Origin of the sequence: Lacibacter sp., assembly GCF_035299325.1 — a bacterium.
In the GTDB taxonomy this organism is placed as follows: Bacteria; Bacteroidota; Bacteroidia; order Chitinophagales; family Chitinophagaceae; genus Lacibacter.
In genome coordinates this window covers 65,745-86,619 of record NZ_DATGWT010000033.1, presented here as the reverse complement: position 1 = coordinate 86,619, position 20,875 = coordinate 65,745, and the positions used below count along the sequence as shown (strand labels likewise).

The following is a 20,875-nucleotide window of genomic DNA, read 5'->3' as shown; positions in this document are numbered from 1 at the left end:
ATTTGAAAAGTGGGTAAAAGTAAGCAATTAAGCGTTTCTATTCACACAGTTCAAATCTTCGAAAGCAACCTCAAGGCGTTTGATAAAGCTTTCTTCGCCTTTACGTAACCAAACACGGGGATCGTAGTATTTTTTGTTAGGGCTATCAGGACCTTCGGGGTTACCGAGCTGTCCTTGCAGATAGCCTTCATTCTTTTTGTAATTATTGAGGATACCTTCCCAGAATGCCCATTGAAGATCGGTATCGATATTCATTTTAATGGCACCGTAGCTGATGGCTTCACGGATCTGGTGTTGAGGTGAACCGCTGCCACCATGGAATACGAAGTAAACAGGTTTTGGTCCTGTTCCTAATTTTTTCTCAATGTGCACCTGGCTGTTATGTAAAATGATTGGTGTTAACTGCACATTGCCTGATTTATAAACACCGTGTACATTACCAAAAGCTGCTGCAACGGTAAAGAGTTTGCCAACTTTGCTCAATTCAGTATAAGCATATTCAACATGCGCAGGTTGTGTGTAAAGTTTTTCATTGTCAACATCGCTGTTATCTACACCATCTTCTTCACCACCGGTAACACCCAGTTCAATTTCAATTCCCATGCCTAATGGAGCCATGCGTTTGAAATATTCTACTGAAGTATGAATGTTCTCTTCTAATGGTTCTTCGCTGAGATCGAGCATATGTGAAGAGAAAAGGGGTTGACCTTTTTCTTTTTTGTATTCTACACCGGCATCAATCAATCCGCTGATCCATGGCAACCATTTTTTTGCAGCATGATCAGTGTGTAATACTACAGGCACACCATAATATTTTGCTACGTTATGAATATGCAATGCACCTGAAATAGCGCCACTGATATTTCCCTGCAATTTATCGTTTGGCATTCCCTTGCCGGCAATGAATTGTGCACCGCCATTTGAGAATTGAATGATCACAGGAGAATTTACTTTCGCTGCTGTTTCAAGCGTTGCGTTTATTGTATTTGTACCAATTGTATTTACCGCTGGGAGTGCAAACTGATTATCTTTTGCATCTTTTAACAATGCTTCGAGTTCTTCACCAAAAAGGACGCCGGCTCTGTACTTGCTCATAATTAAAATATTAATAGTAGTTGAAAAAGACGGATCAAGATCCGTATTAAAGCGCCGCTAAGATAGTTAAATACTGGTTAGCAGCTTTTAGGAATGGCAACTTTTTACAGCTTTACAAACGTGTATTAGTAAAAGCTGAAAACAAGCAATCCCTTTTCCAACTCAACCTGTTTTATTGCAGCTGTTGCAATTTCACCACTGAGGAATGCTTCTTTCTCCTGTTGAGTGGAGTAATAGAAAAAATAATACCTGATCTTATGTTGACTGATCTCAGTCAGTAATTCTTTTGTATAATATGAAGGTTTGGTGATGGTGTAAAATTGATTCTTCGTAAGATAGGCAAACACCATGCACTCGTCTACTTTGGCATTTGACGTAAAAGATCCGTTGATCTGTTGTTTTTTAATCTGCCCAGCAGTATCAAAAATGCTCTTGTGACCATACACCTGATCTTTCAGTTGATTAACAGGTTCAAGCAAAAAGCTTCCAAAGAAAAATAACCAAACAAATAAACGTTGCCACTTTTTCATCTGCACCTGCAGAAATAATTGTTGCATCAACAATGCGCCTGCAATAAAAAAGATAAAAGATGTTGCCCAGATAAATCTTGTTTCAAGATGAAGTAATAGATAACCCGATGGTAATGCAAGCATGCCGATAAGCAGATACAACCATTCTTTTGTTTTGTGTTTAAAGTACATAAAACCACTCACAAACAATATTGCTGGTGCTAAAAACGAAAGATCATGAATACATTTCAGCCATGCCTGGAAATTGAACAGCACAACCCTTATCTGGTGCAATGCAATTCTTATAAAAGGAACCGATTGCAGGTTATCAACTTTTACATGCCAGGGATCTTCCCACACTGATGATGAACCTTCATGCGGCGGTGTTTGAAAAACAGGGCCGGGCAGAGGTTCACCTGTAAAATTCCAATGAGCGTTGAACTTTCCGAAAGCGATCATCCACTCACCATACTTCCAATGCAAGGCTATCAGCCACGGGAATGTGAACAGGAAAAATGTGAAAAAGCCGGCTGCAAGCTGTTTAACTGCATTGCTTCTGCTGGGATTCAGAAAAATATGAATCACGAGGAAATGAAAAATAAAAAATGGAAACCCGTACGATTTTGCGAGATAGAATAACGCACCAATAAACCCCGCCAGTAAATTCTTAGGAATGCTTTCAAAAAAATCCTGTTGCTTAATGAGATTGAAATAGATCAGCAACAGAAACACGAGTAACGCATCGGCTGCCAATTCAAAATAACAATAGTGAAGCAATATGATGACACTTGCAAACTGGATGGCTGTTTTCAACCAATCCTCTACTAAAAATTTATTGACCAATGAATAAACAGCCCACAATGAACCTAAAGAAAAAATAAGATTACTGATCTTAAATGCAGCCCAATCGTTTAAACCCATTTTAAGCAAAGGCACCACCAACCATGAATGCAACGGGTTCCAAAAACCATTCACTGCAAGTTTCCATTCGCCTTTCACGTAATGATGCGCAACTTCCATATAACCAACCGCGTCAAGATCTGATACATATTGATAAAGCGGCCAAGTAACGGCAAACAGGATACAGAACAGGGCAAGTGAAAACGGTAGTCGTTGTTTATGCAGTAAGTTCATCGCTTAAAAATAAGCTTTCTCTTAGTTTAATGAAATAGTCGGATGCATATAAAGTTCTGCTGCCATACCAACTGAACAGTTCGCCATCAACAATTTTACAAACAGGTAATTGTTCAAGGCTGTTTTGCTGCAGCCAATCTTGTCTGAATGCATCAAGATGTTTTTGTTTGAAAGGGAATGGTTCTGATGAAAACAATACCGCTTCAACATTTCGTTTCATCAACTCCTCTACAGTAACAACAGGATATCGTTCTTCAGCTGCAAACACATTTTCGAACCCGGCCAATTGCATCATGTGATCAATAAATGTATCCCCGCCAACTGTCATGTATGGTTCTTGCCAGATGAGATACGCAACTCTGATGGGCTTGGAGTTCGCTGGTAAGCACTTAAAAGTTTCTTTGATCTTGTTGATGAGTTGTGTTGCGTTGTCAGTCCGGTTTGTAAGAAAGCCCAGGTGCTTAATTACTTCATAACTCTCTTGCAGGTTGCTGATATCACTGCAATAAACCGGACAAAACTGTTGAACAGCTTCCACTTGGTCTTTTACATTTTCCTCTTTACTGGCAATGATGAGATCAGGTTTTAATGATTCAATCAGTGAAAGGTTCAGTTGTTTTGTACCACCAATCCTTGTTTTGCTTCTAAACCATTCTTCAGGATGCACACAAAATTTCGTGATGCCGATGACTTCTTCTTCTAATCCGAGATCAAATAATAATTCGGTAAGTGATGGAACCAGGGAAATGATCCGTTGAGGTGGGAGAGGGATAGATACAAAATTGCCTGTTTGGTCCTGAACTTGTTTCATTTCATTTTCAAACAGGCAATTTAATTAATTCAGCGGTTCCTTTGGTGTTTGATGGTTTTCCTTGGTACGAAATTTAATTTTACTAATTCAAAGGATTTTGGAACCCTGTACTGTCTTTCTTTCAGAATATCTCCTTTTTACGGGCAGATAAAAAGAAAAAAAGATCTGGATTTCAGAGGACATTAGTTTGGATTTTACTTGGTTTTCTTAGGATCCAGATCTTTTTAATAAAGCCTTTTTTGGTCTCTTGGTTTCCGCAACAGATTGCTCTGCCTTGGTGGCTTTGTTGGTTCTTCTTCGGACGATTGGATAGGTCGGTTCTTCGGTTAGGATGTTTGGATTTTTCTTTGGTTTTTCTTCGGACGTTTGGACTTCTTTGGTTCTTCTTTAGGATTCTTGGTGGTTTCTTCAGTTAGGATTTCATTGGATTCTTCAACGGTTTTTGGTTTTCTTACAGGTTGTTGGATTAAAACTAGTTCTTAAAAACGGAAGTCGACTGATATTGGATTTTTAATTCTGGTTTTTTAATGGATTTGGATATCAAGTCTAAGTGTTTTTCTTAAATCAGCAGATTGATTGTGTTTCAATCAACTTCCGATACAAAAGTAAATGGACTGTTAAGACTGTACAAGAGCAGTATTTCTCTATTTCACAACATCGGTATTTACCTCTTGATACGTAGAACTACGCGTCTCAATTCCGTGTACTTACGTCTTGAATCCTGTTAATCTACTTGTTTCTGGGTAAATCAGCCTCAAAAAGCTTCATAACACAATAAAGCCGCTGTTGTCAGCGGCTTTATTTATTGCTTAACGTTATTGTAAATCTTATTTCGCCAGCGATTGAATGATGTCGTATTTGGTAACAATATGAAAATTGCCTGCCTCATCTTTACTTAATACAGCACCATTCTCTTTGCTGATGAGTGTACTCAGCCGCTCAATAGGTGTATCAAAGGCCACGATGGGCAAAGGAGCTTCCATCACTGCTTCAACACTTGCATGCTTAATCTCGGGATTGGAGAACACCTTATTGAACAATCCGTTTTCAGAAATAGAGCCCACCTGGCCATTGCCATTAATTACAGGTATCTGTTCGATGTCATATTTCTTCATGAGTTCTACTGCTTCAGCAACTGTATGGGTAGGTTCAATACTGATCAAACGGTTATGTGCACGTGAAGAAACAATGTCTTTAAACGTTTTCACATCAAGGAAACCTCGTTCCATCATCCATTGATCATTATATACCTTGCCAACATATCGACTGCCATGATCATGAAAAACACAAACAACAAGATCATCTTTCTTCAAACGGTCTTTCAATTGCATCAATCCCTGTAAACAACTTCCGGCACTGTAACCGCAGAACAAACCTTCTTCTTTCGCCAACCTGCGGGCCATGATTGCACCATCTTTATCTGTTACCTGTTCAAAATGATCGATCACACTCATATCATAATTCTTCGGTACAAAGTCTTCACCAAAACCTTCGCTGATATAAGGATGAACTTCACCCATATCAATTTCACCTGTGCGGAAATATTTAGTCAATAATGATCCGTACACATCAATGGCCCATACTTGTATGTTTGGATTTTTTTCTTTCAGGTATTTTGCAGCACCGGTAATAGTACCACCTGTTCCTGCAGTGCAAACAAAATGGGTGATCTTACCATCCGTTTGTTCCCATATTTCAGGCCCTGTCGATTCGTAGTGTGCCAGCCTGTTTGCAAGATTATCATATTGATTCATGTGTAAGGAATTAGGAACTTCCTTTGCCAGCCTTGCTGCTACACTGTAATAACTACGTGGATCTTCGGGTAAAACATTTGTTGGGCAAACAATTACTTCTGCACCAACAGCCTTTAAAATATCAGCTTTTTCTTTCGATTGTTTATCGGTAGTAACGAAAATACACTTGTAACCTTTAACCACGGCCGCCAAGGCAAGCCCCATACCTGTGTTACCGCTGGTACCTTCAATGATAGTACCTCCTGGTTTTAGTCTTCCTTCCTGTTCAGCAACTTCCACCATCTTTAACGCCATGCGGTCTTTAATGGAGTTACCCGGATTGAAATAATCAACCTTGGCAGTAACAGTGCAGGGAAGTTGACGGGTAATTTTATTTAACCTGATGATAGGTGTGTTCCCGATTGTTTCGAGAATGTTGTTCTTAATATTCATATCGCAACCATGCTTTTTAGGTGGCGAAGTTACGATGAATACCCGAGTGTAGTTACACGGCCTTCTTATTGCGACGCAGGTAATTATCTAAATACAGTAATCCCATCACCACATTTAACATTAACAATACATTGAGCCATGTACTGTTCAGAAGTAATTTATAATCGAAAGATATAGATGGTAATTGATAACCTTCGCCGGTTGCTGTTGATGAAGACCAATCGATCAATGTAAAACTATAGATCAGAAACCCAACAATCGTTACAATAAAAAACACTGCTATAGAACGGATGATGGTTTTATTGATGTATTTTTTTGTTGCAGGTGCCGGTTTCAATCCTTGTAACTGATCCATTACATTCATACTGAAACGCATGGGGGGTTGCTCCAGTTCCATATCGGCCTTCAACAGTTGATTGATCTCTTTTAACTCACTGTACTTTGCACGCCATATTGCATCAGCAGCAATCATTTGCTCCACAAAAGCAATTTCTTCTTTTGAAGAGGTGCCATCAATATAACCCCAGATCTTTTCTTCCATTTGTTGAGTATGCATACAAACGATTTTTAAGAATTCATATAATCTTCTACTTCAACAGCAAAATGCTGTTCCATTTTTTCCCGCAGCTTTTGCCTGGCCCTGTGCAATTTTACTTTTGCATTGTTGGGTTGTATTCCCAATATCAAACCAATTTCTTCCAGGCTTTGTTCACCTTTATAAAATAACAATAACAGTTTTGCATCATCGGGTGGGAGAAGCGCAATGGCATCATTCACCATTTTAATTTTCGATTTTTCTTCCACCATGTTTGCTTTCATACCTGCATCATGCTGATCGGCCAATTCAAATACATGTTCCTGATCAATAGAATGTATCTCCAGTTTCCTTTTGCGCAAAAAAGTTAAGCACAACGATGTTACAATTGTATAAAGCCATGTGCTGAATTTCGCATCACCCCTGTAATCATTCAAACAACGATACGCTTTTATAAAAGCATTTTGTGCCAGTTCCTCAGCATCTTCCCGGTTCTTTGTATAACGCAGGGCAATGGTAAACACAAAAGACTGGTAACGGGTAACAATAACCTCGTATGCCCGTTGGTCGCCTTTCAGCACCCGGGTGATGATCTCCTTATCCGTTGAGCCATTCTCCATATCAATAGGTATGACGCCGCCTGTAACAGGCCGGTTACACTCTTTTTATAAAGTTGAAAAGATTTTTCGAACCGGGACTTGAAAAAAATAATTGAAAATCCTGTAACCCGATGAAATCTCCTGTTGTCATAGATGCTGTACACATTTTAAAAACGAAAAATCAATTACTATGGGTCCTGCTGAAGTTTTAATTCCGATACTGGTTCCGCTGGGAGCAATGGCATTGGCATTTGGTCTGTTTTATTTAAGGAATAAAGAGAACATGTCGATGATCGAAAAGGGGATGAATCCGAAAGAATTCGCTAACCGCCCAGCACCATATCGCAATCTGAAGTGGGGATTGTTGCTGGTGGGTGCAGGCATTGGACTATTCCTTGCTTATGTTCTGCACACCTATGTATTAAAGATCGATGAAGAGAATCCGGTGATGTACTTTTCAATGATCGGTATTTTTGGAGGGCTTGGGCTCATCCTTTCTTACCGCATCGAGAAAAAGGAAATACTGGATAAGGAATAATATACCTCAACAACCTTATCAGAAAAATAAAGCCCCGCAATTGCGAGGCTTTATTTGTTTATTTCTTTAGCTCCAGCAAAGCTCTGTTCACAAGCGGATCGTAATAGTTACGCATTTTTACATAACCTTCCGTGTGCCAGAGATAGCGGCTGAGTGAGCTGATAAAGTTCTTTTTTACAGTAGCCTGTTGCCGTTCTGTAAGCGATGAAAAATTTACACTGTCTTTCGTTACTGAATTGCTGATGTAATTATTGATCGATGCATCCGTATTAATATATTGTTGTAAAGCAGCCGGATCTTTTAAGCCTTTCAATGCTGTTTTGTTTTTCAGGAAATAGAGATAGGCAGCATCGCTTACCTGTTCCCTGATGATCAGGCGGTTGGCTTTCGGTAATTGATCAGCAGAATCAACCGGCACATACACATCAGGTGAAATTCCACCACCTCCGTAAACAAGACGTCCCTTTATCTTGGTTTTGTATGTCTTTCCGTTGTGCGCTGCTGAATCACCATGAAAAAGTTCACCGTTTGTTAAACGCTCAGTCACTTCTGATCGGTACGTTGCTTTATCTCCTCTGTTGTAAGGTTTCTGAATACTGCGACCAATAGGAGTGAAGTAGCGTGAAACTGTCAATCGAACAGCACTGCCGTCACTCAACGTGAATTGTTCCTGCACTAATCCTTTCCCGAAAGAACGGCGGCCGAGAATAGTGGCTCTGTCCCAATCCTGTAATGCACCTGCCAGGACCTCACTTGCGGATGCAGAACCTTCATCGATCAAAAGCATCAGCTTTCCTTCTTCAAACAAACCCGGTCGGCGGGCCGCATAACTTTGCCTGGGGTACGATTTACCTTCAGTATAAACGATCTCTTTGTCGTCTGATAAAAATTCATCAGCCATTTGCACCGCATCATCTAACATACCTCCGCCATTTCCACGCAAATCAAGAATGAGTTGTTTCATGCCTTCCTTTTGTAAACGTTCAAGGCTTTGCATGAACTCTTCATAGGTAGTCGCTGAAAATTTAACCACTCGTACATAAGCAATCCCCGGTTCGATCATGTAAGCCGCATCCACACTTTTAATTGGGATGATACCACGCTGTATCGTTAATTCCAAAGGTTTGTTACTGCGGATCAGCTTCACTTTTACTTCTGTTCCCTTGGGACCACGAAAGAACTTGCGGATATCTTCCGACTTTCTTTTCTTACCCGATATAATCGAATCATTGGCCGAAATGATGCGATCGCCAACCTGTAAACCGGCTTTTTCTGATGGGCCTTTTGGCATAACAAACAATACATTCAACGTATCATTCAACATACCAAATTCTAACCCAACACCCTGGTAATTGCCCTGCATGTCTTCATTGACCGTTTGCACTTCAACAGGTGGAATATAGGTAGAATGGGGATCGAGCTGGCTTAATACATCCTGTATTGCAAATTGCCCAAGTGAGTCGGTACTCACGGTATCAACATATTTCTGCTTCACCAATTCAAGGATTTCCTGCACAGGATTTGGCTTTGAGCGGCCAAAAAAAGAAGGTGCATAGGTGCCCATATTGTCACGCAGTTTATAACCAAAAAACATCCCAATGATAAGTGATACGGATAAGAGAACGGGCAACCAAACTTGTACTTTCTTTTTATTCATGAACTTGCTTTCTTGTAAAAAGTGCTGCGAATTTCATGAAAATAAAGCATATTGCCCTCTCGCTTTTGTTTCATTTTTTATATTTTACAGAAAAGGCCCGAAAAACGTAATAGCGGTATGAGTGCGATTAAACTAATAGCAGATAGCGGAGCGACCAAGGCAGAATGGTGTTTACTGAAGGGTAAAAAGAAGAAAATACTCCTTACACAGGGCATTAGTCCGTTTTTAATGACCAGTGAACAAATTGCCACTTTACTCAAAAAAGAACTGAAACCAAAGCTGGTAAAGGAATCGATCAAAGAAATCTACTTTTATGGAACGGGCTGCAGCAGCGAACACAATATCAAAAGTGTAAAGACGGCCTTGAAAGAAGCGTTTCCATCAGCCATAAAAATTAAAGTTGATCATGACATGATGGGTGCCGCCAAAGCTCTGTGTGGTCATGAGAAAGGAGTGGCCTGTATTCTGGGCACCGGTTCTAATTCCTGTTATTTTAATGGCACCCGTATCGTCAAAAACAGTCCCGGGCTTGGCTATGTGTTAGGCGATGAAGGCAGCGGCGCTTTCCTTGGCCGTAAAGTGATCCAGCATTTTTTATACAACACATTTGATGAAGAGCTGCAGGCAAGATTTATTTCAAAATACCAGACCGATCGTGTGGAGATTCTCGACAATGTGTACCGCAAACCATTACCCAACAGGTATATGGCTTCATTTGCTTTATTTCTTGCTGAGAACAGGGGACATTACATGGTTGAGAATATTATTGAAGATTCGTTCAACGAATTTTTCTTTAATCATTTATATAAATTCCGTGAAAGCTGGCTGTATCCCATCCACTTCACCGGAGGTGTTGCGTATGCTTTCCGTGATGTATTGAAATCGATGTGCCATGCTTACGAACTGCAATGTGGCCGCATCCTTAAAAACCCAATGCAGGGATTAATCGAATATCATAGCTAATTTTGCACCATGGCGGAACAATTTTTAAGAATTACAGAACAGGAGTCGCATTATCATCATTTGGAGAATATGACTGTAGCTGAACTGCTGCAGAACATCAATAAAGAAGACAGTACCGTACCTGCCGCTGTTGAAAAAGCAATTCCCCAAATTGAACCTTTGGTTACCGCTATTACTGACAAGATGCTTATGGGAGGCCGGCTTTTTTACATTGGCGCCGGCACAAGTGGCCGATTAGGTATTGTGGATGCCAGTGAATGTCCCCCAACATACGGTGTGCCATATGGATTGGTAATCGGCATTATTGCCGGGGGCGAAAAAGCCATTACCAACGCAGTTGAATTTGCAGAAGACAATAAAGAACAAGGCTGGGCCGATCTTGAGGCCTACAACGTTTCAGATAAAGATGTGGTAATTGGTATTGCTGCAAGTGGTACGACGCCCTATGTGATCGGCGCCTTGGAAGAGTGCCGCAAACGGAACATCATTACCGGCAGTATTAGCTGTAACCCCGGTTCACCTGTGTCAGCCGCCGCAGATTATCCTATCGAAGTGGTGGTAGGTCCTGAATTTGTGACGGGCAGTACCCGCATGAAAAGCGGAACGGCACAAAAACTGGTGCTCAACATGATCTCTACTTCCATCATGATTCAGCTGGGCAGAGTAGAAGATAACCGCATGGTGAATATGCAGCTGAGCAACGAAAAACTGGTGGATCGTGGTGTAAAAATGCTCATGCTCCGCAGCGGCCTCACCAATTACGAAGAGGCAAGAGATTTACTACTCACTCATGGCACCGTAAGAAAAGCGTTGACCTCCATTGGACAATAGCAAACGCAATAGACAATTGGCAATTTGCAACATGCAATAATTTCAATTCGTCATTCCCATTTGTCTATTGCCTATTGATTATTGCCTTTTCCTCCATCTTTCCGTTCATAAAAATGTAGCAGTGAAAGGTTGCAATTGCTGACAAATGGTTGTAACTTTTAAGTCAGTTCAACAAACACCAAAAACTGCACATTATGAAAGAGAAATTTCTACTCTCAGCTTTCCTGTTTATCTGTTCAACAAATTTTGCGCAAAAGTCTTCGTTTGTTTACGCTATCAGTTCACCGGAAAATCAAAGTAACTGGACAAGCATTCAAATGATGAATAGTAAACGAGGTGATATTGTGCAAACAGTATTCGATCCTGCAAAAAAATATGTAGCCGTATTTGATGCTGTTACAGAAAGAAATATAAATACCTGGCCTACGGCTACAACTGTTGCTGCTGCAGCATTTGATGCATCAAACCAACGGATGTTCTTTATTCCAATGCGTGTTCCTGAATTACGTTGGGCCGATGTAAGAGAGCCATCATCACCTAAATTTTACACACTCACTTCGCCTTTGTTGAGTCAGTTGAATATGACTGACCCTGCCAATCATATTACACGTATGACCATTGCTGCTGACGGTTATGGATATGCTGCAACAAATGATGGTAACCATCTCTATCGTTTCAGTACCGGAAAAAAACCGCTATTGGTTGATCTTGGAAATATTGTTGATGCTGCAACAAACGGTGCGTTATCAGTACATAGCCAATGCAGCAGTTGGGGTGGCGATATGGTGGCTGGTACTGATGGACTGTTATATCTCATCACACAAATGAGAAATGTTTACAGTATTGATCCTTCAACACGTTTTGCTACTCATCTTGGCACGATCAAAGGATTACCTGAAAACTTTACAGTAAATGGTGCCGCTGCAGATAACGATGGCCGTGTACTCATCAGTTGCAGTTATGGCAATCAACCTTATTACTATCTCGATCTCACAACATTTAAAGCCGACTTAGCATTTGGAAATGAAAAACGCATCAATGCATCTGATCTTGCAAGTGGTAATCTCGCATCACGTGCAGCGATCAATAAAGGACAATACATAGAAGGTCGTTCTCCATTTGAAATGGCCAATCAAAAAATCGCCATGTATCCAAATCCTGTCACTGAACGTCGGTTCCAGTTAAGTTTTGAAGAAACAGGTAAAGGCATTCATACGATCCAGGTATTGGATCTATCCGGAAAAATTCTGCTCAACAAGATCGTGAACATCAGCGGACCCGGTCAATACGAAGGAGTGGAACTGAAACAACAATTAAGCAAAGGAATGTACATGGTAAAAGTGCTGAACAGTGAATCAAAAACAATTTATTCATCAAAATTTGTGATGCAATAGCTGGCGGGTTTTTAAGGTAACAAGAGCGGTTTAATAGCCGCTCTTGTTGTTTACATGAAAAATTATTTTAAGACTAACGCTTGTTTCATCGGCAGCAGCATTTAACTTCACAGCCATAATGAAAAAGACAGTTGTACATATTCACTCCTCATCCATAGCTTCATCGGCTACTGGTACAACTACATTTACAACTACGATCCGCTAAGCGGATTGTATATTACCATATTACCCCAAGGGCATTTTTGCTGCAGAACAAGAAACATCTTCTGATCATTTAACGTAAACTTTTATGCTGGTTTTAAAATTTGGTGGCACTTCAATGGGAAGCGCAGAGGCAATCAAACAGGTTGTTGAAATAGTAAAAGAAAAATCAAAGGAATCGTCCATACTATTGGTGGTGAGTGCAATGAGTGGTACAACCGATCTGTTGTTGAACTGCGGCACAAAAGCTGCTAACGACGATGAATCGTACAAGGAAATTCTCAAGCAGATCGAAACAAGACATCTTGAAACCGTAAAGGCTTTGATACCTGTTCAACAGCAAAGCAGCGTGTTGAGTATGGTGAAAAAACTTTGCAATGAAATTGAAGATATCTGCAATGGTATTTACCTGTTAAATGAATCTTCTTTGCGCACCAAAGATAAACTGGTGAGTTATGGTGAATTACTTTCATCAACCATTATCAATGCTGCGTTTAATTCAAACGGCACAGGTTCTGTTTGGAAAGATGCACGTGAACTCATCCGCACCAATTCAAACTACAGCAATGCAGTTGTTGATTTTGCCATCACCAATCAGCAGATAAAAGAGTTCGTAAACAGTACATCCCAAAAGATCATTGTATTGCCTGGCTTTATAGCCAGTGATGCAGATAATATTACGACAACATTAGGTCGTGGTGGTTCTGATTATACTGCAGCAATTCTTGCAGCGGCAGCTGATGCAAGCGCCTTGGAAATATGGACAGATGTGAGCGGTATGATGACTGCAGATCCACGTTGGGTTCCCAATGCAAAAATCATCCCTTCCATTTCTTACCAGGAAGCAATGGAACTTTCACACTTTGGTGCGAAGGTGATCTATCCGCCAACTATTCAACCGGTGTTATCGAAGAATATTCCGGTGTGGGTGAAGAATACATTTGCAGCAAAAGATCATGGAACTGTTATTGAAAACAAATCTGATTCAACAAATATTATCACCGGCATCTCCAGTATCAATTCATTGGCTTTGTTAAGTCTTGAAGGTAGTGGCATGATCGGGATACCCGGTTTCAGCAGCCGTTTGTTTGCGGCATTGGCGAATGCACAGATCAACGTTATTCTCATTACACAAGGTTCAAGTGAACATTCTATTTGTGTGGGTGTGGATGTTGCTTCTGCTGCACGGGCAAAAGAAGTAGTTGACAAAACATTTGAATACGAAATTGCAACTGATAAAGTTGATCCGTTGCAGATCGAAGAAAAACTTTCTATTGTTGCACTGGTAGGTGACCAGATGCGTCATCACACCGGCATCAGCGGACGAATGTTTTCTGCATTAGGTCGCAATGGTATCAACATCCGTGCAATTGCACAAGGCTCAACAGAACGTAATATTTCTGCAGTGGTTGCTACCGACGATGTGCGTAAAGCAGTAAACGTTTTACATGAAGAGTTTTTTGAAACAATTCAGAAACAGGTAAACCTTTTTATTGTTGGTACAGGTAATGTGGGTAAAAGATTATTGGCGCAGTTAAAACAACAACAAGGGTTTCTCGAACAGCATTTACGTTTACATGTGAACATTGTTGGCTTAAGTAACAGTCGTAAAATGCTTATCAACGAAAATGGAATTGATCTGAATAAATGGGATGAGTTGCTGCAAAGCGGTGAAGCATCAAATCTTGATCAGTTTGTACAATCAATCATCAAACGAAACCTCCGTAATTCTGTTTTTGTAGATGTTACTGCCAATGCGATCATTGCAGATGTCTATGCATCATTACTTGAGAAAAGCATTGCTGTGGTAGCATGTAACAAAGTAGCAGCCTCATCAAAACTCAGCAATTACAAAAAGCTGAAACATCTTTCAACTGAATTTAATGCACCGTTTTTATTTGAAACAAATGTGGGTGCCGGCTTGCCGATCATTGGTTCATTAAATGATCTGATGCGCAGCGGTGACAGAGTGCATCGTATGGAAGCTGTATTAAGCGGCACTCTAAATTTTGTGTTCAATCATTATGACGGTTCACGACCTTTTGCGGAAGTTGTAAAACAAGCACAGGATGAAGGGTACACTGAACCTGATCCACGATTGGATCTCAGTGGTACTGATGTAATGCGCAAAATATTAATTCTTGCACGTGAAGCGGGTGTGCAAATGGAGATGGAAGAAATCACTTGTAATGGTTTCTTACCCGAAAGCTGTGTAAAAGGAAGCGTTGCTGATTTTTACGAAGCCATGAAAAAAGAAGAAGCACATTTTAAAGCCATCTACGATAAAGCAAATGCAGAGAATTGTAAATTGAAATTTGTTGCAAGTTTTAACGATGGTAAAGCAAGTGTCGGCTTACAGCATATACCGCCTCAGCATGATCTCTATCATTTGTATGGGAAAGATAATGTTGTTCTTTTCTACACTGATCGCTATAAAGAACAGCCAATGGTTGTGAAAGGCGCAGGTGCAGGTGCGGAAGTGACAGCAAGTGGTGTGTTTGCAGATATTTTAAGAGCAGCTCAAAAATAATTACAATGAAAGAAGTAGAAGTGAAATGCCCGGCAACTGTCGCCAACCTTGTTTGTGGTTTCGATATTCTTGGCATGGCATTAAGCGAACCATACGATCACATGAAGTTGAGGTTGATTGATGAGCCAAAAGTTTACATCACAAATAAAGACGATTACGATCTGCCAACAGAAGCAGAGAAGAATGTGGCAGGTGTGGTGTTATTAGCCATCATGGAAAAGATGGGCAATAATTTTGGTTTTGAAGTGGAGATCGAAAAACATATTAAGCCGGGTAGTGGTCTTGGATCGAGTGCAGCAAGTGCTGCCGGTGCTGCTGTTGCTGCCAATCAATTACTAGGAAATATTTTTTCAAATGATGAGCTTGTGCAGTTTGCAATGTTTGGTGAAAAACTGGCGAGTGGTGTAAAGCATGCAGATAATATTACACCATGCATTACAGGAGGTGTTACATTGATCCGTTCAATTCATCCATTAGATATTGTGCCGCTCAATTCGCCTCCGTTGTTTGTTACCGTTGTGCATCCACAAATTGAAGTAAAGACAAGTGATGCAAGACAAATTCTTCGCAAAGAAGTGTTGTTGAAAGATGCCATTAAACAATGGGGCAATATAGCCGGACTTGTTGCAGGTTTTGAAAAAGGCGATACCGATCTCATCGGCAGAAGTCTGGAAGATGTAATCATTGAACCTGTGCGTAGTATTTTAATTCCCGGCTTCGATGAAATTAAAACAAGAAGCAAAGAAGCAGGTGCATTAGGTGGTGGGATATCCGGAAGCGGGCCTTCCATTTTCATGTTGAGTACCGAAGAAACTACAGCAAAGAATGTGGAAGCCATTATGCAGGAAGTGTTTCAGCGTTTGGGCATAGAATACAAAACATATGTTACTTCTATCGCTAAAAGTGGAGTTGAAGTAATTGCGGGTCAATAGACAATTGACAAAAGGCAAACCAATTTTCAAATTTTCAAATTTTCAAATTGAAGTATTATAGTCTTAATAAACAATCACCCATCGCTTCGTTCAAAGAAGCTACTATTCTCGGGCAAGCGCCTGACAAAGGATTGTATTTTCCTGAGTTTATTCCGCTGGTTGATAAAGACCTCATCAGTAATATCGAAAACATCAGCAATGAAGAAATTGCTTTTCGAGTGATCAAACCATACGTTGCAAACGAAATTGCTGAAGATGAGTTGTACCGCATCGTATCAGAAACAGTAAACTTTCCGATACCACTTGTACAAGTAAGTGAGAACATTTCTTCACTTGAATTATTTCACGGACCTACGTTGGCATTTAAAGATGTTGGTGCAAGGTTTATGAGTCGTTGCCTTGGCCAATTTGTAAAAGGCGCAGACAAAAAAGTAACCGTACTTGTTGCAACCAGTGGTGATACAGGCGGTGCTGTTGCCAATGGTTTTTACAATGTAGAAGGAGTGGAGGTAGTGATTCTTTATCCGAGTGGTAAAGTAAGCAGTGTGCAGGAAAAACAACTCACCACACTTGGCAACAATATTCATGCATTGGAAGTAAATGGAACCTTTGATGATTGTCAGCAATTGGTGAAGCAGGCATTTTCAGATGCGGAATTGAATAAAGAATTATTCCTTACGTCGGCCAATTCCATTAACGTAGCAAGATGGTTGCCGCAACAATTCTATTATTTCTTTGCGTATAAACAATGGAAGCAAAAAGATCAACCACCCGTAATATCCGTACCAAGTGGCAACTTCGGTAATATCTGTGCAGGTATCCTGGCGCATATGAGTGGCTTGCCGGTGAATCATTTTATTGCAGCATGCAATGCAAATGATATTGTGCCCAGCTTTATGCAATCGCAGAAATATCAACCAAAGCCAGCAGTAGCAACCATCAGCAACGCAATGGATGTGGGTAACCCAAGCAACTTTGTCCGAATACTTGAATTGTTTCATCAACAGTTTCCGCAACTGAAAGAAAAGTTCAGCAGTGTGAGCATTACTGATGAAGAAACAAAACAAACCATGAAACGTGTATATGATGAATTGCATTACACACTCGATCCGCATGGTGCTGTTGGTTATTTAGCATTGGATCGATACCTGCAACAACATGTAACGGATAAAGGCATTTTTCTTGAAACAGCACACCCTGTTAAGTTTTATGATGTAGTAGAACCTGTGTTGAATCAAACCATCCCTCTACCTGATGCAGTAAAAGAGATTATTGATCTTCCAAAGAAATCAACACGAATGAATGTTTCGTTTCAAGAGTTGAAAGATTTTTTATTGAAAGCCTGATATTTATTTCATCAACTAAGCTGTTTTCCCTAAATTGAGCAAAGAGTTGCCTGCCGTACATTAAACCCGTACGTATGCAACTCTTTTTGCTTTATTAACACTCAAAATCAATATGGACAGCGAACTACTGATACAAAACTATCAGACCGGCTCTGCATTATTTGACGAAATGCAGAACAGTGGCCAAATAAGGCTGCCCTATCAAAAGCTGGTCGAAGAACTTAGTCAGCACAGCATTGCTGATCTTCATCTTAAACACAAGCTGGCAGGTGATCTCTTTATGAGCCAGGGTATCACCTTTACGGTGTATAGCGATGATGCAGGTATTGAACGCATCTTTCCATTCGACATTCTTCCACGCATCATTACTGCAGCAGAATGGGCGCATGTAGAAAAAGGGATTCAACAAAGGTTGAGGGCATTGAATCTTTTTCTCAAAGACATCTATCATCAGCAACAGATCATTAAAGACAAAATTATTCCTGCAGAACTCATTGCATCATGTCCGCATTTCCTGCATGAAGTGGCAGGTATTAAAGTGCCGCATGATATTTATGTACACATCTCAGGTATAGATCTTATTCGTGGTGAAGATGGAACGTTTTATATTCTGGAAGATAACCTGCGTACGCCATCAGGTGTGTCGTATATGTTAGAGAACAGGGAAGTAACAAAACGTTTGTTTCCTGATCTGTTATCAAATGCTAACGTGCGGATGGTGAATAATTATCCGTTGATGTTGCATAATAACTTAATGGCATTATCACCACGGCCCGTTTCGAATCCCACCGTTGTGTTGTTAACGCCTGGCATTTATAATTCGGCTTATTATGAGCATACTTTCCTTGCACGACAAATGGGTATACAGTTGGTGGAAGGAAGAGATCTTGTGATCGACAATCACAAAGTGTATATGAAAACTACCAGCGGCTTGCAACAGGTAGATGTGATCTACCGACGCATTGACGATGAGTTTATGGATCCGTTATTGTTCCGTCCTGATAGTATGTTGGGCGTACCAGGCATCATGGGCGCCTATCGAAAAGGCACTGTTGCGTTGGCCAATGCAGTTGGTAATGGTGTTGCAGATGACAAAGCCGTGTATGCTTATGTACCGGCCATGATCAAATATTATTTGAACGAAGAACCAATCCTTCCTAACGTTCCTACTTACCAGATGAGTAATGATGATGAGCGCAACTATGTATTTGACAACATGCATAAGATGGTGGTAAAACGCACCAACCAAAGTGGCGGTTACGGAATGCTCATGGGCAATAAAGCAACGGAAGAAGAAATGCGTTTGTTCAAAGAAGCAATTGAAAAAAGCCCGAGAGAGTTTATTGCACAACCGATCATTCAATTATCAACTGTTCCTTGTTTTATTGATGGTGAATTGAAAGCACGGCATGTTGATCTTCGTCCATATGCATTGTGCGGACCGGATGGTATCAAGATCGTTCCGGGTGGTTTAACAAGGGTTGCGTTGAAAGAAGGTTCGCTAGTTGTAAACTCATCGCAGGGTGGAGGAAGTAAAGACACTTGGGTGATCGATTAGGTACAAAGTGAAAAGAACGAGATAGAAAATCTGAAATCATAAATCTAAAATCATAACTCATACATGTTATCCCGTGTTGCCGATTCAATGTTCTGGATGAACCGTTATATGGAACGGGCCGAAGGTTTGTTGCGTGTATTACTCACCAACTATGTTTTGTCGCTCGATAAAGGACCATATGGAGTTCATTCATGGAGACCAGTGCTGGAAACGTTTGGCAATCTTTCCGATGAAGAAATGAAGCAAATCGAATATTCATCTGCCAACACCTTACAATATCTTATCCTTAGCAGGGCAAACAGTAATTCACTCCGCAGCATCATTAACAAAGCAAGGGAAAATGCAAGAGGCATGCAGGATCACATTACCAAAGAAGTGTGGGAAGAAGTGAACCTCATGTATCATACAGTGAACCAGCCGGGACTCGAAAAAAAATTATCAGGTGCAGAAGCATTACCATGTATCGATAAATTATTAAAGCTCTCCTTAACCTACGTTGGTGTTATTGATACCACCATGCCTCGTGGCATGGGTTGGAACTTTATGAATATTGGCCGGTTGATCGAGCGTGCAGTTCTTACTGCCGATGTTACCTACAAACAATTTGAACAGATTGATTTTAACCTGGACGATCATAAGGATATTCTCTACTGGCGAAATCTTTTGCTTTCGCTTTCGGGGTATGAGTTACATATGAAAAATTACCAGGGCAGTGCAACAAACATGAATGTGCTGCACCAGGCCATTTTCAATCATCATTTTCCACGTTCAGCGGTTTATTCGCTTTCCCGTACAGAAAAATATCTCACTGAGGTGTTGGAAGAAAATGAACCACCACAAAAACAAATGATCTATCGTGAATTTGGTCGTATTTACAGCCGTGTAAAATTTGCAGATGAAAGCTCCATCAAACAGATTACATTGCAACGCTTTCTGCAGGATACCAAACAGGACTTGCTGAAATTTTCACATGTATTAGGTCAACAATTTTTCTCGTACGCATAGTAACAATAAAGGATGCCCGTTTTTCAGATCCATCACGTAACAAAATATACTTACAACAGGCCTGTAAAGGAAAGTGTGAACCAGTTACGTATTTACCCTGTTGCATCAGATCAGCAGGAAATTTTACAACACGAAGTAAACATCACCACCGATCCTGAATTGTTTTTCTTTCTTGATTATTGGGGTAACCGTTGTGCTGATTTCAGTTTGCTGGCAGCACACACTTCTTTGATCATCGACAGCAGAGTAGTGGTGCGTACTATCGGTAAAGAGACCATTCCTGTTGTTGAAAGTACTAGGGAAGAATTACAGCAAATAGTTGCTTCGGATTTCCATTTGCTTGAACTTTCAAGACCTGAAGAAATACTTGCCACAAAAGCATTGCAACAGATCCTGACCTCGCTCGATTGTGAACACAAAACGGTGATGCAGATCGTTGAAGCTTGCTCCGGTTATATTTTTTCTGAATTCAAATACATAAAAGGCATCACCAATATTGAAACAACAGTTGATGAGATACTGGAGCATCGCAGTGGTGTGTGCCAGGATTTTGCGCATGTATTGTTGCAGTTGTTGCGAAGTATGGGTATCCCAAGCCGTTACGTAAGTGGGTATATCTGCCCGAACAAAAACGGTATGCGTGGCGAAGGTGCCACACATGCATGGGTGGAAGCTTTTATTCCTAAATTGGGCTGGGTGGGTATTGATCCTACCAATAATGTATGGGTTACCACGCACCATATTAAACTGGCGGTTGGCAGGGATTTCAATGCCTGTTCACCGATTAAAGGAACCTTTAAGGGACTGGCCAAACAAACACTTTCGGTGTATGTATCGGTAGGTTATGAAGACGGACAGGTGTTTGAAGAACTGAATGATGTGCAGATGCAGATCACGGAATCGGTGAAAGAAGCAGAGCGTATAATAGCTGAAGAAGCAGCCCAGCAACAGCAATAAACCGTAATTCTGTCTCTACAAAAGTGTCGTGGTTTTACTACATGTAAAGGCAACTTTTCAGCTTATCTTCACGTTACAATAAACCAATATCTTA

General features: G+C 40.6%; 17 protein-coding genes. 10 read left to right on the top strand and 7 right to left on the bottom strand.

The genetic code is table 11. From position 1 onward, the window contains the following. Positions 1-27 precede the first annotated feature (27 nt). The 6 genes from fbaA to VK159_RS18645 form a co-directional block, all read right to left on the bottom strand. Positions 28-1,095, bottom strand: a complete 1,068-nt coding sequence (fbaA, locus tag VK159_RS18670) for a class II fructose-bisphosphate aldolase (RefSeq protein ID WP_324231687.1) — start codon at positions 1,093-1,095, stop codon at positions 28-30. A 125-nt stretch (positions 1,096-1,220) separates the two neighbouring features. Next, entirely contained in the window at positions 1,221-2,738 is a 1,518-nt protein-coding gene (locus tag VK159_RS18665) for a hypothetical protein (RefSeq protein WP_324231686.1), read from the bottom strand. Continuing rightward, a complete protein-coding gene (locus VK159_RS18660; protein WP_324231685.1) occupies positions 2,722-3,549 on the bottom strand; it encodes a helical backbone metal receptor in 828 nt (275 codons plus the stop codon). The genes VK159_RS18665 and VK159_RS18660 overlap by 17 nt, the downstream gene beginning before the upstream one ends. Positions 3,550-4,376: 827 nt before the next feature. Beyond that, on the bottom strand, positions 4,377-5,735 hold the full coding sequence (locus tag VK159_RS18655; protein ID WP_324231684.1) for a pyridoxal-phosphate dependent enzyme: 1,359 nt from the start codon (positions 5,733-5,735) through the stop codon (positions 4,377-4,379). Between the two features lie 52 nt (positions 5,736-5,787). Continuing rightward, positions 5,788-6,291 (bottom strand): hypothetical protein, encoded by a 504-nt coding sequence (locus VK159_RS18650; protein ID WP_324231683.1) that lies wholly within the window; start codon positions 6,289-6,291, stop codon positions 5,788-5,790. Positions 6,292-6,302: 11 nt separating this feature from the next. Then, positions 6,303-6,890 (bottom strand): RNA polymerase sigma factor, encoded by a 588-nt coding sequence (locus VK159_RS18645; protein WP_324231682.1) that lies wholly within the window; start codon positions 6,888-6,890, stop codon positions 6,303-6,305. 169 nt (positions 6,891-7,059) lie between these two features. On the opposite strand from VK159_RS18645, the gene VK159_RS18640 reads away from it, so the two are divergent. Then, positions 7,060-7,407 carry a DUF6249 domain-containing protein gene (locus VK159_RS18640; RefSeq protein ID WP_324231681.1) on the top strand — a complete coding sequence of 116 codons (348 nt, stop codon included), beginning with the start codon at positions 7,060-7,062 and terminating at the stop codon, positions 7,405-7,407. A gap of 58 nt (positions 7,408-7,465) precedes the next feature. Here VK159_RS18640 and VK159_RS18635 read toward each other — a convergent pair whose 3' ends face one another. Then, positions 7,466-9,064, bottom strand: coding sequence for a S41 family peptidase (locus tag VK159_RS18635; RefSeq protein WP_324231680.1), 1,599 nt, complete (start codon positions 9,062-9,064; stop codon positions 7,466-7,468). A 117-nt stretch (positions 9,065-9,181) separates the two neighbouring features. On the opposite strand from VK159_RS18635, the gene VK159_RS18630 reads away from it, so the two are divergent. From VK159_RS18630 to VK159_RS18590, 9 genes are all read left to right on the top strand, one after another. Further along, entirely contained in the window at positions 9,182-10,027 is an 846-nt protein-coding gene (locus tag VK159_RS18630) for an N-acetylglucosamine kinase (protein WP_324231679.1), read from the top strand. 9 nt (positions 10,028-10,036) lie between these two features. Then, complete coding sequence (gene murQ, locus VK159_RS18625; protein WP_324231678.1) at positions 10,037-10,858, top strand: N-acetylmuramic acid 6-phosphate etherase; 822 nt, start codon at positions 10,037-10,039, stop codon at positions 10,856-10,858. 194 nt (positions 10,859-11,052) lie between these two features. Next, positions 11,053-12,252 carry a T9SS type A sorting domain-containing protein gene (locus VK159_RS18620; protein ID WP_324231677.1) on the top strand — a complete coding sequence of 400 codons (1,200 nt, stop codon included), beginning with the start codon at positions 11,053-11,055 and terminating at the stop codon, positions 12,250-12,252. Between the two features lie 289 nt (positions 12,253-12,541). Next, entirely contained in the window at positions 12,542-14,983 is a 2,442-nt protein-coding gene (gene thrA, locus VK159_RS18615) for a bifunctional aspartate kinase/homoserine dehydrogenase I (RefSeq protein ID WP_324231676.1), read from the top strand. A gap of 5 nt (positions 14,984-14,988) precedes the next feature. Then, positions 14,989-15,915 (top strand): homoserine kinase, encoded by a 927-nt coding sequence (locus tag VK159_RS18610; RefSeq protein WP_324231675.1) that lies wholly within the window; start codon positions 14,989-14,991, stop codon positions 15,913-15,915. Positions 15,916-15,962: 47 nt separating this feature from the next. Beyond that, a complete protein-coding gene (gene thrC, locus VK159_RS18605) occupies positions 15,963-17,261 on the top strand; it encodes a threonine synthase (RefSeq protein WP_324231674.1) in 1,299 nt (432 codons plus the stop codon). Positions 17,262-17,373: 112 nt separating this feature from the next. Then, entirely contained in the window at positions 17,374-18,819 is a 1,446-nt protein-coding gene (locus tag VK159_RS18600) for a circularly permuted type 2 ATP-grasp protein (RefSeq protein ID WP_324231673.1), read from the top strand. A gap of 63 nt (positions 18,820-18,882) precedes the next feature. Next, on the top strand, positions 18,883-19,824 hold the full coding sequence (locus VK159_RS18595; protein ID WP_324231672.1) for an alpha-E domain-containing protein: 942 nt from the start codon (positions 18,883-18,885) through the stop codon (positions 19,822-19,824). 12 nt (positions 19,825-19,836) lie between these two features. Then, positions 19,837-20,781 (top strand): transglutaminase family protein, encoded by a 945-nt coding sequence (locus tag VK159_RS18590; RefSeq protein ID WP_324231671.1) that lies wholly within the window; start codon positions 19,837-19,839, stop codon positions 20,779-20,781. Positions 20,782-20,875 lie beyond the last annotated feature (94 nt).